The 14,427-nt window shown below is 35.2% G+C and carries 12 protein-coding genes; 3 read left to right on the top strand and 9 right to left on the bottom strand.

What is annotated here, in order from left to right; all coding sequences use genetic code 11:
• Window positions 1-16 precede the first annotated feature (16 nt).
• Both C1638_RS15660 and C1638_RS15655 read right to left on the bottom strand, forming a co-directional pair.
• The gene (locus C1638_RS15660) at window positions 17-1,879 is read right to left on the bottom strand and encodes an AAA family ATPase (protein WP_109622458.1); all 1,863 of its coding nucleotides are present in this window, start codon (window positions 1,877-1,879) and stop codon (window positions 17-19) included.
• A gap of 14 nt (window positions 1,880-1,893) precedes the next feature.
• A complete protein-coding gene (locus C1638_RS15655) occupies window positions 1,894-2,964 on the bottom strand; it encodes a DUF4407 domain-containing protein (RefSeq protein WP_109622456.1) in 1,071 nt (356 codons plus the stop codon).
• Window positions 2,965-3,186: 222 nt separating this feature from the next.
• On the opposite strand from C1638_RS15655, the gene C1638_RS15650 reads away from it, so the two are divergent.
• The gene (locus tag C1638_RS15650; RefSeq protein WP_109622454.1) at window positions 3,187-5,100 is read left to right on the top strand and encodes a zinc-dependent metalloprotease; all 1,914 of its coding nucleotides are present in this window, start codon (window positions 3,187-3,189) and stop codon (window positions 5,098-5,100) included.
• A 28-nt stretch (window positions 5,101-5,128) separates the two neighbouring features.
• Here C1638_RS15650 and ruvC read toward each other — a convergent pair whose 3' ends face one another.
• Both ruvC and C1638_RS15640 read right to left on the bottom strand, forming a co-directional pair.
• Window positions 5,129-5,683: a crossover junction endodeoxyribonuclease RuvC gene (ruvC, locus tag C1638_RS15645; RefSeq protein ID WP_109622452.1), complete on the bottom strand. Its 555-nt coding sequence runs from the start codon at window positions 5,681-5,683 to the stop codon at window positions 5,129-5,131.
• 122 nt (window positions 5,684-5,805) lie between these two features.
• A complete protein-coding gene (locus C1638_RS15640) occupies window positions 5,806-6,330 on the bottom strand; it encodes a 2'-5' RNA ligase family protein (RefSeq protein WP_109622451.1) in 525 nt (174 codons plus the stop codon).
• 80 nt (window positions 6,331-6,410) lie between these two features.
• Between C1638_RS15640 and C1638_RS15635 the strand changes: the two genes are divergently transcribed.
• Both C1638_RS15635 and C1638_RS15630 read left to right on the top strand, forming a co-directional pair.
• The gene (locus C1638_RS15635) at window positions 6,411-6,734 is read left to right on the top strand and encodes a PadR family transcriptional regulator (RefSeq protein ID WP_109622448.1); all 324 of its coding nucleotides are present in this window, start codon (window positions 6,411-6,413) and stop codon (window positions 6,732-6,734) included.
• Window positions 6,735-6,793: 59 nt separating this feature from the next.
• Window positions 6,794-7,408, top strand: coding sequence for a hypothetical protein (locus C1638_RS15630; protein ID WP_109622446.1), 615 nt, complete (start codon window positions 6,794-6,796; stop codon window positions 7,406-7,408).
• On the opposite strand, the gene C1638_RS15625 is transcribed toward C1638_RS15630, so the two are convergent.
• From C1638_RS15625 to C1638_RS15605, 5 genes are all read right to left on the bottom strand, one after another.
• The gene (locus C1638_RS15625; RefSeq protein WP_109622444.1) at window positions 7,392-8,498 is read right to left on the bottom strand and encodes a serine hydrolase domain-containing protein; all 1,107 of its coding nucleotides are present in this window, start codon (window positions 8,496-8,498) and stop codon (window positions 7,392-7,394) included. The genes C1638_RS15630 and C1638_RS15625 overlap by 17 nt on opposite strands.
• A 272-nt stretch (window positions 8,499-8,770) precedes the next feature.
• A complete protein-coding gene (locus C1638_RS15620; protein WP_109622443.1) occupies window positions 8,771-9,493 on the bottom strand; it encodes a Dph6-related ATP pyrophosphatase in 723 nt (240 codons plus the stop codon).
• A 60-nt stretch (window positions 9,494-9,553) separates the two neighbouring features.
• A complete protein-coding gene (locus tag C1638_RS15615) occupies window positions 9,554-10,333 on the bottom strand; it encodes a hypothetical protein (RefSeq protein WP_109622441.1) in 780 nt (259 codons plus the stop codon).
• A gap of 132 nt (window positions 10,334-10,465) precedes the next feature.
• Window positions 10,466-11,044, bottom strand: a complete 579-nt coding sequence (locus tag C1638_RS15610) for a hypothetical protein (protein ID WP_109622439.1) — start codon at window positions 11,042-11,044, stop codon at window positions 10,466-10,468.
• A gap of 18 nt (window positions 11,045-11,062) precedes the next feature.
• Entirely contained in the window at window positions 11,063-14,410 is a 3,348-nt protein-coding gene (locus C1638_RS15605; RefSeq protein WP_109622438.1) for a methylmalonyl-CoA mutase family protein, read from the bottom strand.
• Window positions 14,411-14,427: the final 17 nt, after the last annotated feature.

Here is a 14,427-nt window from a genome sequence, read left to right as displayed (position 1 = left end):
TCTATAGATTTTTTCTCTAGGAATTTAGTAAGTTATGATAATTAGCAATGTGTAAATAGCCTTCCTCTTTAATGCTAACCTTTAAGGTATATTTTATAGCAATATCATAAATCTCCTTAGGTGACATACTTCCTTTATCGCTAAGTATTTTGCTCAGGCTTTTTAATAGGTCCAAATGTAAGATAAGATCTTCTCTTGTTTTTTTGGCCAGTTCCTGCATTAGCTTTTCAATTCTCTCATCAGTAATATGCTGCTGCATGCGGTGAGGGTAGTCTTCCAGGTTATAGGTTGCCTGATAATCCTCTTCAAAACCATATTTTCGGATATAATCTATGGCAAGCGTTGTTGCTTGTTCCCTGTCATGGCTTCTTCCAATACTTGCATTCATATCACCAAAAATAATTTCCTCGGCAATACCACCTGCAAGATAAATTTTAATTCTGTCCAGCAAGCTTTCCTTGGTATCATGAATTTGATGTGGAAAAGTGAACCCTGCAGCATAGCTACTGGCCACCTTACTTTTTAGTTGTAATGGAGCAAACCCTGTGTAGAGCATATAGCAAACCGCATGACCGCATTCATGAACACTGATGTTGGCTACTGCATCCTGCTGGTTTGCCTGTCGGATCCTGTCTATTCTTCCCAGATAAGGAATTTCAATAATTCGGTTGCTGATTTTTCCTGTAATTATTTTCTCTTTTTGCAGGTAATCGATCTCTATCGTTTTATCATCATGAATGATGGCTTCAAACAGAAATTTACTGAGATTAGTATCTAAAATATCAACCACACTACTGAATACAGGACGAACTCCCTGTACTGGAAATACGCCATTTCTATAAATCAGATCATTGACGTTTTTATCTATTTTTAATGCAACGCCAAATTTATTTTTTGTTTTATGCTTCAGGCTGTTGATTTCTCGATGGATCAGCTTTTGAAAGTCTTCTGTTTTTAGTGAAAAATAAATAAGATGAATATTTCCGAATCTGGCTACCTGCTCAGGACGGAATTTTCTGGCCAAAGCATTTTTGATATCAACTACCGTTATTTTTTTTGTAAATGCATGGTAAATATTAGCATCTACATCTGCCTCACTGGTTTCTTTAGACATTTGAAACGCTTCATCAAGGTTTCCACTGATGATAATAAGCATTTTACTGTAATCCACAGGCTCGTAGATTTTCTTTTCTTTTTGCTTCTTACGGATCAGCTTTATCATATCTTCCTCTTTCATATCAATGATGCTCATGACGTCATCTTCAATACTGAGGTATTTTTTTAGCTCCTTGGCATCCCAAAGGTTAAGGTATGGGTTTTCATCCACTTCAGTTTCTCCCTGAAGTTTACGTCTGTCATTTTCCTTTTTTCTAAAAAGGTAGGAGAATAAATAATGCTCCAGATCATCACGCTCCCTTTTACTGAGGCGTCCATCACTTAAAAGTTCCCAGAAATCAGTAAACTTCGTCTGCGGAACAGGAGTGCCGTCACTATCAAGAGTGTTGAAACGCTGGATTTCATCAAAAAGAGCTATACTTGGTTTCTCATCACTAAGGCCATTGCTTTGGAAAATATCTGCAACGCTTTTGCTCCAGGATGTTTCATCGGTATTGCTTAGTTCTATTTCTACAAATCGGTTTTGATAATCCAGAAAACGAACCATCTTGCGTACCAAATCTGTTTTGCCCACTCCTGTCATTCCCCATAGATTAATCACTACGGGTCGGGTTAGGATCTCGGGCATCAGGTACCAGATTTGGAGATATTCCATTAAGTCATCGATAATTTTATCTATTCCGATGAACTCTTTTTTAAGGAAAGCTTTACAATCGTCCAGCTTTTTCTTTTTCTTCTGAATTTCTTCTTTATCAATAATCATGCATGAAAAATACACTAATTTTTTAAATTATCCTTGAAATCTTCAACCCGGAAATCAGTCAGAGCATTACCTTTTTCAATCTTTTCTTTAGAATAAAGTCTGAAATCATTTTCTGTTTTTTCCAAAAGATAATCATAAGGACCTACGTGTGAAATTAATTTTACCAAAACTGGTGAAATTTCAAGACAGATAAATAATCCCATGATAAAGGTTGCTGCGAGTCCTATAATGGCTGAATTTTTTCCAAGTTCATCCAAAGCCTGTAGTCGGGCTGCAAATCCATTGAATTTGTCCTCAAAGGTTTCTGTAGATTTTCTTTCTGTTTCCAGATTTGTATAGACTTTTGAAATTTCCTGATCCAGATATTGCAATCTTGGGGCTGCTTGTTTCTGATAATTTTCAAGATCTTGTCTTCTTTGTTCCTTTAGTTGTTGCTTGCGTTTAGCATTTGGGCCAAAACCTTCCTTTCCGCTGGTTAAACCAGATTGTTTTCCTAAGATTTCTTTTTCCAGCTCTACAGAAGCAGAATCGTATGATTTCTGATACAGAGCTATTTTTTCAGAGATTTGGTTCTTTTCTGTTTCAAATGGTCCGCTTTGTTGAAGAATTCGTCCACTCATTTCTCCCTGTAGCTGTTTCTTATTCCTTTGAATGATGGTATTAAGCTGTTTGTTGACCTCTTTTTCAAAAATTTTAAGTTCCAGAGGTTTTGAAATAATAATTCCTAAAAAGGTAGCAAGAATTAAACGTGGGATAGACATTAGTATTTGGTTCCACCATGTTCCTGTTTTTTTAATGGAAGAAACAATATATCGGTCAAGATTAAAAATCATTAATCCCCACAAAATTCCAAACCCTACAGATGCCCAGATATTATCAAATACTGTATACATGGCATAGCCTGCAGATAAAGTGGCAAATACCGCAGTAAAAAGTACAATTCCTCCAATACCTGAAAATTTATTCCATTCGCTTGGAGTTTTTCTTAAAATATGGATGTTCCCGCCAGAACAGACCATTAGAAACTTTTGGAACCAATTTATTTTATGATTCGCTTGATTTATAGTTTGTTGGTTTGTTTTCATAACTGAAAATTTATACAAATGTAGTATTAAAAATCATACCAATGTAAAAGATAGTATTATGTTTTACCAAGTAATTTGATTAAAAATATCAAAATATTGATTCATAATATGTTGTGTAAACTGAGGAGAGTTATCTAAATAATAAAAAAAATATTTTGTTTTTGAGTTAATTGAATTTAAAATGATATTTTTGCTTTTATATAATCAAAAAAAAAGATCAATATGAATAAAATTACTATTGTTTCTGCGGTTTTATTGTTTATTAATGTTTTTTCTCAGAGCCACGAACATGCTTGTGGTTTTGATGAAGAATTAAGGAGAATGGATACTCAGTTCCCTGAGCTGAAAAAGAGAAGAGAAGAGACAGAACAAAAACTGAGAAAAATTGATAAACATGACTACCTGAATAAAGTAGGCGGTGGCACATCCTGGAACGGGTTGTATACCGGGGAGGTTTATGAAATTCCTGTTGTAGTACATGTTATTGAGTCTAAAGCTGCTGCGAATGCAAATTTATCACTGACAGATCAGGAAATTATAAACTGGGTTGACAGGGCGAATAAAATGTATGCAACTACCTATGGAAACGGTTTTTACCCTGAGGGGGCAGGCATAGATGGAGGAAATGTAATTCCTTTTAAATTAGTTTTGGCAAAAAGATCACCAACGTGTACAGCTACCAACGGTATTGTGAGATATAACGGTAGCCCAATTCCTTTATATGATACAAAGGGTGTAAAGCAAGGTAATGGTGGTAGTGGAGCAAGTGATGCTGACATTAAAACATTAGCTCCGCATTGGCCTGAAGGATCTTATTTTAATATTTATGTTATTATTGGATTTAACGGGCAGCAATTAAATTCTGGTGGATTGATGGGATATGCAAGGTTCCCAGAAACCTATGACTATTTTTATGAAAGTTTCATGAAAGTAGCTACCATTAAAAATTCAAATGATACAACGCTTACACATGAATTAGGACATGCGTTTGGTCTTTATCATACATTTCAAGGTGGAGATTATACCGCAGCAAGTGGAACCACTGGATATTGCCCTCCTGCTCAGACTGACTGTACAATAGATAATGACAGGGTTTGTGATACAGAGGTTTCCGGAGCTGCTTACTCTCAGTTTCCTGCACCTGCTAACACGGCTATTAATCCTTGTACAGGGGTAAATTATCAAGGTGTTCAGTATAATATTATGAATTATAGCAATTCTAATCGCAAATTTACGGAAGGCCAGAGACAAAGAGCTATTATGTTGATGATGGAGAACAGAAAAAATCTACTTAACTCTACATCAGGTAAAGATCTGTCTGTAGTAATTCCATCTCCAGTTTCTGTGGTGGCAGCTCAATGTAATCCAGCAGGAATTGTGAATCCGGCTAACAACAACTTTGCAATTGGGCCAACAAGAGTGAATTTTGCTTCTATTGGAAGCTTAACTAATGGATATGATTCAGATGAGCCGGCTCCTAAGTTTTATGATGACTATACTGCAGCAACTTGTATAAGACCTGCATATTATACTGATATTCCTTTAAATGGAAGTACACCGCTGAAAGTAGGGTATGATAATGGCTTTAATCAGGCAGATAAATTTAAGACTAAGGTTTGGATAGACTATAATAACAATGGTTCATTTGAAGAATCTGAGTTAGTAGTAAATAATACCTCTGCTACTATAGCAGTTGGAGGTGGAACTACCATTACTACCAATATTACTCCTCCGGCAGGAGCTGTTACCAATACTTATCTAAGAATGAGAATTGCAGTAGATGCAGCAACCTATTCTGGGGCAGCACTTCCTGATGTTACTGCTTGCTCTCAATTACAGTATGGGCAAATGGAAGACTATGCCGTGAGAATTATGGGAGGTTTGGGAACTTCTGAGGTTAGTAGTAAGACAGAATCAAAACTAGTATATCTGAAAGCTGAGAATAAATTAAGATTAGCCGGAAGTAATGACGTATTTGGAGATTACCAGATCTATGATCTAAGTGGTAAGCTTATCCAGAAAGGAAATACTAAGACGAATGAGGTTCAGATTGATAGATCGCTTCCTAAAGGAGCATATATCATTAATTACTCTGATAAAAATAAGAAAGAGTCTAAGAAATTCTTAAACAACTAAACGAAAAGCCCTTGTAAAAGGGCTTTTTTTATTTTAATCTATTTGGATTCTGCTTTAAAAAACTTTCCCAGCCTGTGTAAGATTTTGTATCCGTAATAGTCCCGGAATTAAAGTGGTGGCATACGGCAACAGCAAGACCATCAGAAGCATCCAGATATTTTGTAGGAAACTCTTTCAAATTAAGGAGATTTTGAAGCATCCCTGCTACCTGTTCCTTACTGGCATTACCATTTCCTGTAATGGCCATCTTGATCTTCTTAGGAGAATATTCCGTGATGGGAATGTTTCTATAAAGGCTGGCTGCCATAGCTACTCCCTGTGCGCGTCCCAATTTTAGCATACTTTGTACGTTTTTTCCAAAGAAAGGAGCTTCCAGAGCTACTTCATCAGGATGAAACTCATCAATAAGAGCCAGTGTTTTTTCAAAAATATATTTGAGTTTGGTTTCGTGATTGGGGTATTTTTTTAGGATGAGTTCGTGAATAGAAATCATTTCCATTTTACCTTTTTTAACGGAAATAAGACCAAATCCCATGATGGCGGTGCCGGGGTCAATACCTAAAATTATCTTCTCTGAAATCATTGGTTCAAAGATATGACTTTATAAAATAACAATAGAAGAAGAAAATATTTCAGTACTTCAATTTAATGAGAACTTAAGGGGCTTTATTGTATCTAAAACAATTTTTCAGCCCATTCATATTTTTAATCTGTTAAGTATTTTTCCGCAATGGGAATCCATTTACCATCATAACGAAGCAGTAGAATTTTGTCAACGATGAATTTAGTTTTATATTCTTTTTCTTTATATTTTTCCCATGCTTTCAGATAGTTCTCCCATGTTAGATCTCTATATCCTACTGTCATATGGGGAGTAAATGAATAATTTGCAAAATTAAAATGCTGCTTCACTCTATGGTAAAGTTCAGTTAAATGAACATTATCTTCAGGATGTATAAAAATTACAGGGTTTTTAGGATTGGGGAAACTGCCAAATCCATTTAACTCCATTTCAAATGGTGATAAACTAGTATTAATTTTTTGAAAAGCAATGTGAATATCACTTTCCATTTCCAATTCTCTGGAAAAAGGAGGGAAAAGAGTGATGTGGGCATCGTTCTTCAATGCCTTGGTATTACCGTAGGAAACAGCAAGATCTCTTTTAAAAACCTTGACTTCTTCAATGATTTCCTTGGGCGGATAAATGGCAATGAAGTACATTTTTTTCATAAAGCAAATTAAAAAAATTAAAATAAATTTTAATACATAAGAAAATTATGCATATGTTTGCAATGTATTAAAATTACTCCATGAAAAAGAACAGTCTTTATAAAGGAACCTTACAGAATATCATTTTGAAATTACTTTCCAAGGAAATTAAAATGTATGGCTACCAGATTACGCAGAGAGCCAAAGAGCTTACGCAGGGAGAGCTTGAAATGACAGAGGGCGCTCTTTACCCTCTATTGCATAAACTGGAGGCGGATGGAATGATCACTTCGGAAATTCAAAAGATTAATGGTAGAGACCGGAAATACTATTTACTCACTGAAAAAGGGAAGAAACAGCAAGCAGAGCAGGAAAATGAGATGAAAAGCTACCTTATCAATCTGCAGACGATATTCAGTATATAACAATGTGTATTTAATCACACCTAAAACAATAAATATTTAAACTAATAATTCATTTTACTATGATGGCAATTAATCAAGAAAAAGAGATCGAAAGATACCTTTTATCAAAGAATTTAAATTCTGAATTGTTTATTGAAATTAAAGATCATTTCATAGAGCAGATTTCAGTAGAGCAGGAAGAAAAAAATATCAGTTTTCAGGAAGCTTTTCAACAGGCAAAACTTAGCTGGAAAAAAGAATTAAACATGGTAAAAGCAGATCTTCTATCATTCAAAAAGATCGCAAGAATTGAAAAATCAGTGCTTCAAAAAAGATTTAAAACAATTACTTTTTGCGCTGTTGCTTTTTCATTGCTTATTGCATTATTGATGTACAATGATTCTAGTGTATTCAGGTATTCTCAAATTTCATTATTAGGCATTATGGGAGTTCTTCTAGGGTATAACCTTGTGTTTGGAAAAATGAGACTGTATAATTATGTACGACTAGGTCTTCATCCTTTAATTCTAAAGAATGCTTTTGTAGGTATTGTACTTTTTTCTGTTGTATGGTTTTTGGGTAATGACTTAACAGCAGTGGCAAGCGGAATAATGAAAATTTTCTTTTTATATGCTATGGCAGTTAAAATTCAGTTACTTTATTACAATGCAAAGAAGACTAGTGTTCTGATTTAAGCTGCACTAATGTATTTTCAAGATTATCCGTGATCTTTTTCACTTCTATATGAGGTTTGAAGACCAGGCCTTTACCTTTTTCTTCATCCGCAATATTGGAAAGGATAATAACAGAGGTTTTTGTTTCAGGATAATAGATATTTAAGGACGGGGAACCTTTTACGTAACCGCTGTGAAAATAAGAATTGGGCTTGCCGATGTTCAACATGATCCCATAGGCATAGCCCATTTTTCCAAAGATAGCATGTCGTCTTTCTGCACTTTTTGCCATAAACTGTTTCAAAGTTTCAGGCTTAAGGATTTTTCCGCCATAAAGGGCATTGTTCCAGGTATGAAGATCCTGAATTGTAGAAAGTATTCCTCCGGCAGGGGTTCCAATTTCCTTTCCACCCAGCCTTTTTGGCATATTCGGAACTTCTTCAGCCTTACTGATATTTCCAAGATAAGCTGAGGCAAAATTAGTTCCTTTAAAAATTTCGTCTGTAGAAGAATGGTTCATTCCCGCCTTTTTAAAAAGCTCCACAGCATTTTCATCATATAATTTTCCGGACACTGTTTCTACAATCTTGCCTAATGCGTTAAATCCGTCATTAGAGTAGTAAAAATCAGAACCACTTTTAAACATCAGTTTTCCACCCATCATATTCAACCCTGAAGTGTGGTTCAGAAGCTGGTGAATAGTAATATTTTCGTATTCCTTGATCTGAAATTCTTTCAGGTATTTTGACACCTTGTCCGTAACGTTCAGTTTTCCCTGCTCCATCTGAAGGAGTACCAAAACAGCGGTGAACTGCTTACTTACAGAACCGATGGCAAAAATAGTACTGCTGTCAATTTTTATTTTCCTTTTAAAATCTGAATATCCGTTTTCTTTCCTGTACAATGGTAGAGAGTCTTTAAAAACGGCAACGCTTCCATTGAATTGATATTTCTTAAATACAGAATCAATCTGTTGCTCTAAAAGTGTCTTTTGGAAAGCTGTGATAGTAGAATCTATAACTGCTTTTTTATCAATAGGAGGGGGTGGAGTTTCAGTTTTACAAGAAAGTAAAAAACAGAAAGGCAACAGGAATACTAAATTTTTGATCACAGGTGTTTATTTTTAATTAAAATTGATATTCTTAAAGATACTGAAACTTTTAAGAGCTGTGAAATATGCAAAATGCGTGCTAATAAAGACTTTTTAGGGTATTTAATATGTATTTAGTAATTCTTTGAAGAGTATTCAAAATTCTAATGCAGTTTATTAGTGATCTATTCTTACATTAACAATATAATGTGAAACTATTTAACGAAGAGATCCGCATGTTAGCCACATAAAATAAGCTTTATGAAATTTTGTAGGGGTTGGATTAAATATTATCAACCTATTTTAGGATTATTTACCAGATCACAGAACCAAAAAACATAGTCTTCATCCTGATCTTCGGGATTGGCTTTCGGTTTGGGATAGGTTTTCTTTACAATTTCTCCAATTTCAAAATCAATCGGATTATTGAAAATAGGGCCATCAAAGGTGAAAGTATGAAACTCTCCATTTTCTCCACAAGGATCTACATTATCGGGAAGGTCATCAAGAAATTGCTGATCAATAATACGTCCTGCAAAGCTTTGATCCAGATAGGTTCCGTTCACGCAGGTCACAATTGTTTTAAAGCCAAGATTCAGAAACTCATGGATGAGGTTTAAAGTATCTTTTTTCCAAAGAGGAAATACAGCTTGCATTCCAATGGCTTTTAGTTGGTCCTCACGGTATTTACGAAGATCTTCCAGGAAAATGTCCCCAAAAATAGAGTAGGTGATACCCTGAGCTTGTATTTTGGACATTGTTTTACTCATGATTTGCTGATATTCTTCCATAGAAGGTTCCTTAGGAAGTTCCATTTTAATTAAAGGAATTCCTAAACTTTCAGCTTGTTTTTCCAAAAGGGAAACATGTACACCATGCATGGAAATTCTTTGAAACTCCTTATTAATGCTTGTCAATAGAGTAGAGACCTCATACTGATCCTCTTGTAATATTTTGTAAAGAGCAAGTGTAGAATCTTTCCCGCTGCTCCAGTTGAATAAGGCTTTTGGCTTCATGAGAATAATTGTTCTGCGAAAATAAAAAATCCCCGATCATTTTCAGGGATTTATAAGTTTTTACTTGGAATAAAGTAAATAAAGATTGTCTATAAAGCTTTTTTTAGATAGCTTCTTAACAGTTACTTCATCATAAAATGCTAAATATTTATATTCAGGATACTCAGCTTTTATTTTCTCAAACTTTCTTTTTCCTATTTTTTTCCCATCTAGAAAATAATAATCAGGAGGTTGATAATTGGATTTGTAAACACCTCCTATGGTTATATACTCTCTTTCAATCCCAAAGCTTTGTTTACCTAATAGCTCGGTGGTTTTTAATATAGAAGACTTATAATCAGTAAATTCTTTATTGTTTGAATCTATCGTAGTATAATCAATTCTGACGATGTTATGTTCAGTTAATACTTTTTCTGGAAAAGATAACGTGAAGTTTCCGTTTTCATCGGCCTTTGCATAGTATAGCTTTTCTAATGTTACTAATGATATTTCTCCCGAGGCTAATTTTACATCTCTTGAAGAAACCAGTTTCCCTTTTATGGTAATCTCTTTTTGATAGACATTTTCAGTAGTAGACTTATTTTCAGTTTGTGCATTCACATACATTGAAGAGGTGAGTGTTAAGGCTAAAAATACACTTGAAAAAGTAGGTTTTAAATATGTTTTTTTTGCACAAATAGAGGTATTGCTTTCTAAAACCTTGTCAATTTCTGTTTCAGGAAGATGATCGAAATCCCATACCTTTTTTTTGCATTCCTCACAGAATCTGCCCTCTGAAACCTGCTCCATGCTCTCCCAGTCCTGACTGCAAGGACTCGAAATTTGAAATTTTTCTTTCATGATTATATGTTGAAGAATAAAAATACAAAAAAACCTCAAAGAAATTCTTTGAGGCTTTTATATTTTCTGAAAATAATTCAAAAATAGGGTGTGGATAAAATGTTTTCAGTAAAAACTGCTGGAATATCTAAACTATAAACTTCCTGTCGCTTTTTCTGCATTCACAAAAACACCACTACTAATGGTTCTTGTCTGATTGGTTGTTACCCCGTAATACTGATGGTTCACCTTTGTTTCTATTTTACCGGACATCTTTTTCCCATCAAATGAAGTGATGGTAATTTTTCCGGTCGGTTTCCCATAGAAACTATTGGTACATCCCCAATATGATGAACAGTTTGGCGCTGCACAAGTTTCAGAATAGTTGATGTCCATATTCATTGAGGTAGGGACGTCTGTATGTACATAAACATATTCCTTACCCACTTCAATATTGTCTGTATAAATTTTAGAATCTAAATAAAATCCCTGATCATAAGCATATATGAAAATCCCATAATAATCGCGATTATGCGAATCTTTTGATTTTCTCCATTCTACATAATGGGTAGTTCCTTTATTTTCGACTTTTTTGTCTACACCTTCAATTTTTGCCTGGAAATATCCTTCAACTGGCGGTTCAGTTGGTTTGTTGTTTGATGAAGTGTCATCATCTGATCCACTACATGAAAATAAAACAAGGCAACAAATAATTTTAAAAAGAGTTTTCATTGTTAGTTTTTTTATATTCTACATGTTTCTTCTATATTTCCCACCCACTTCGAATAAAGCGTTGGTGATCTGTCCCAGAGAACAATATTTTACAGCATCCATCATTACATTAAATAAATTCTGTTGATTAATGGCAGCGTGTTGTAATGTTTTTAAGGCAGCTTCTGACTTGTCTTCATTAGATTTTTGGAAATTATGAAGCGTTTCAATCTGAACCTGTTTTTCTTCCTCAGTCGAACGGATAACCTCTCCCGGACGAACCGTTGGTGAACCATCTTTTCCAAGGAAAGTATTTACCCCTATAATTGGATATTCTCCAGTGTGTTTCAACCATTCGTAATGCATTGATTCCTCCTGAATTTTTGAACGTTGGTACATCGTTTCCATTGCTCCCAAAACTCCACCTCTTTCCGTGATTCTGTCAAATTCTGCATAAACAGCTTCTTCCACTAAATCCGTCAATTCTTCAATAATAAATGAACCTTGAAGCGGATTTTCGTTTTTCGCTAAACCTAATTCTTTATTAATAATCAACTGGATAGCCATTGCTCTTCTTACAGATTGCTCAGTCGGAGTTGTAATCGCCTCGTCATAAGCATTCGTGTGCAATGAATTACAGTTATCGTAGATTGCATAAAGTGCCTGTAAAGTCGTTCTGATATCGTTAAAATCAATTTCCTGAGCGTGAAGCGAACGTCCTGAAGTTTGAATGTGGTATTTCAACATCTGGCTTCTTTCGTCTGCGCCGTATTTCAGTTTCATTGCTTTTGCCCAGATTCTTCTTGCTACACGTCCGATTACTGAATACTCAGGATCGATACCGTTAGAGAAGAAGAAAGATAGGTTAGGAGCAAAATCATTGATATCCATTCCTCTTGACAAATAATATTCAACATACGTGAAACCATTCGCCAACGTAAACGCCAACTGAGAAACCGGATTTGCACCAGCTTCCGCAATGTGGTATCCTGAAATAGAAACCGAATAGAAATTTCTCACTTTTTCTGTGATGAAATATTCCTGAACGTCACCCATTAATCTCAAGGCAAATTCAGTAGAGAAAATACAAGTATTCTGTGCCTGATCTTCTTTTAAAATGTCAGCCTGAACGGTACCACGAACTGTAGCGATGGTTTTAGCTTTAATTTCAGCATAAGCTTCCGCAGGAATAACTTCATCTCCGGTAAGTCCTAATAATTTTAAACCTAAACCGTTATTTGATGGAGGTAATTCACCGTTATATTTAGGTCTTTCTAAACCTTTATCATCGAATTTTGCTTTTAAAGCTTTTTCAACATTAGCTTCAAGTTTATGTTCAGCAATATATTTTTCAACGTTCTGGTCGATAGCTGCATTCATAAAGAAAGCCAACAACATCGGTGCAGGTCCGTTGATAGTCATAGAAACCGAAGTCATTGCATTCACCAAATCAAATCCGGAATACAATTTTTTTGCATCATCTAAAGTTGCAATAGAAACTCCCGCATTTCCGATTTTACCATAGATATCTGGTGGTAAAGCAGGGTCTTGACCGTATAAAGTTACAGAGTCAAAAGCTGTTGAAAGACGTTTTGCATCCATTTCTGCAGAAACGTAGTGGAATCTTCTGTTAGTTCTTTCTGGGCCTCCCTCTCCGGCAAACATTCTTGTAGGATCTTCACCCGTTCTTTTGAAAGGATAAATTCCGGCTGTGTAAGGGAATCCTCCCGGAAGATTTTCCTGGCCTTTCCATTTAATCAAATCACCCCAATCGTTATATTTTGGTAAAGAGATTTTTGGAATTCTTAAATGTGATAAAGATTCTGTTGAAGTTTCAACTTTAATTTCTTTTCCACGAACGAAATATGAGTAAAATTCTGCTTTGAAAGCCTGTTTCGTATCTCCCCAATTTTTAAGGAAATCGATGTTTTCCTGTTGAAGATCTTTTTCAGCTTTTTGATATTCGGCATCTAAAGTTTCATTAGAAAGGAAATTTCTTACCCCTTCAATGTGATACATCTTTCTAGCTAATTCTGCCTGTTTTTCAACATTAGCATCGTAATGTCTGTTGTTTTCGACGATTTCAGATAAGTAACGAACTCTTTTTGGAGGAATGATTGTTACTTCATCTGTAATTTCCTGTTCAACAAAACCTTGTAAATTTAAATCTGAGAATTTATCATTTACTTTTTCAACCAATCTATTGTATAATTCAGTCGTTCCGTGATCGTTAAATTGAGAAGCTTTCGTTGCATACACCGGCATATCATCCAACGGACTTTCCCACAACAAATGGTTTCTCTGGAACTGTTTTCTTACTGCCTGAAGCGCATCCAAAGCACCTCTTTTATCAGATTTATTTAAGGCAACTAAATCTGCATAATCTAACATATCGATTTTTTCCAGCTGTGTAGAAGCTCCATATTCAGGAGTCATCACATACATGGAAACATCTGCAAAATCTGAAACTTCTGAACCGGATTGTCCAATACCTGAAGTTTCAAGAATAATTACATCAGGATGAGATAATTTTAAAACATTTAAAGCTGAATGGATGAACGGGGAAACTGAAACATTGTTTTCTCTCGTCGCCATGGAACGCATATACACTCTTGGATCATTGATCGCGTTCATACGGATTCTGTCTCCCAATAATGCACCTCCGGTTTTCTTTTTCGAAGGGTCAATAGAAATAATGGCAATCTTTTTACCAGGATTTGAACGAAGGAAACGTCTTACCAATTCATCCGTCAAAGAAGATTTTCCTGCACCACCAGTTCCGGTGATACCGATAATTGGAATCGTTAAATCTTTTGATTTTTCATCAATGGCTTTTACTAATTCAGGTTTGTCTTCTGAAAAGTTTTCAACAGCAGAAATGATTTTAGCAATGCTTGTAGAATTTTCAAAACTAATTGAATCTAAATCTTCCGCAGTTACTTCTTTTCCTGTTGCGAAATCTGATCTTTTAACCAAATCATCGATCATTCCTTGTAGACCAAGTTCACGACCGTCATCCGGAGAATAAATCCTGTCAATTCCGTAAGACATAATATCTTCGATTTCTTCGGGTAGGATTACACCGCCGCCGCCGCCGAAAATTTTAATTTGTGGAGAGTTTTTCTCTCTTAAAAGGTCGTAGATATATTTAAAATATTCATTGTGACCACCTTGATATGACGTTAATGCAATAGCATTGGCATCTTCCTGGATCGCTGTATTTACAACTTCCTCTGCAGATTTGTCATGTCCTAGGTGAATAACTTCACATCCAGTTCCCTGAATGACACGACGCATAATATTGATCGCAGCATCATGCCCATCAAATAATGAGGCAGCAGTTACGATTCTTACCTTGTTGGTTGGAGTATATTTTTGGGTTTCCATAAAAATTCTAGAAAGTT

Source organism: Chryseobacterium oncorhynchi (genome assembly GCF_002899895.1).
Classification (GTDB): Bacteria; Bacteroidota; Bacteroidia; order Flavobacteriales; family Weeksellaceae; genus Chryseobacterium; species Chryseobacterium oncorhynchi.
This window is presented reverse-complemented; position numbering and strand designations above follow the sequence as displayed.

Excerpts from the sequence above, each read along its gene's own strand:
- C1638_RS15630 (WP_109622446.1), top strand. The coding sequence starts at position 6,794 with ATGATGGCAATTAATCAAGAAAAAGAGATCGAAAGATACCTTTTATCA.
- C1638_RS15615 (WP_109622441.1), bottom strand. The coding sequence starts at position 10,333 with ATGAAAGAAAAATTTCAAATTTCGAGTCCTTGCAGTCAGGACTGGGAG.
- C1638_RS15650 (WP_109622454.1), top strand. The coding sequence starts at position 3,187 with ATGAATAAAATTACTATTGTTTCTGCGGTTTTATTGTTTATTAATGTT.
- ruvC (WP_109622452.1), bottom strand. The coding sequence starts at position 5,683 with ATGATTTCAGAGAAGATAATTTTAGGTATTGACCCCGGCACCGCCATC.
- C1638_RS15610 (WP_109622439.1), bottom strand. The coding sequence starts at position 11,044 with ATGAAAACTCTTTTTAAAATTATTTGTTGCCTTGTTTTATTTTCATGT.
- C1638_RS15655 (WP_109622456.1), bottom strand. The coding sequence starts at position 2,964 with ATGAAAACAAACCAACAAACTATAAATCAAGCGAATCATAAAATAAAT.
- C1638_RS15635 (WP_109622448.1), top strand. The coding sequence starts at position 6,411 with ATGAAAAAGAACAGTCTTTATAAAGGAACCTTACAGAATATCATTTTG.
- C1638_RS15640 (WP_109622451.1), bottom strand. The coding sequence starts at position 6,330 with ATGAAAAAAATGTACTTCATTGCCATTTATCCGCCCAAGGAAATCATT.
- C1638_RS15660 (WP_109622458.1), bottom strand. The coding sequence starts at position 1,879 with ATGATTATTGATAAAGAAGAAATTCAGAAGAAAAAGAAAAAGCTGGAC.
- C1638_RS15605 (WP_109622438.1), bottom strand. The coding sequence starts at position 14,410 with ATGGAAACCCAAAAATATACTCCAACCAACAAGGTAAGAATCGTAACT.
- C1638_RS15620 (WP_109622443.1), bottom strand. The coding sequence starts at position 9,493 with ATGAAGCCAAAAGCCTTATTCAACTGGAGCAGCGGGAAAGATTCTACA.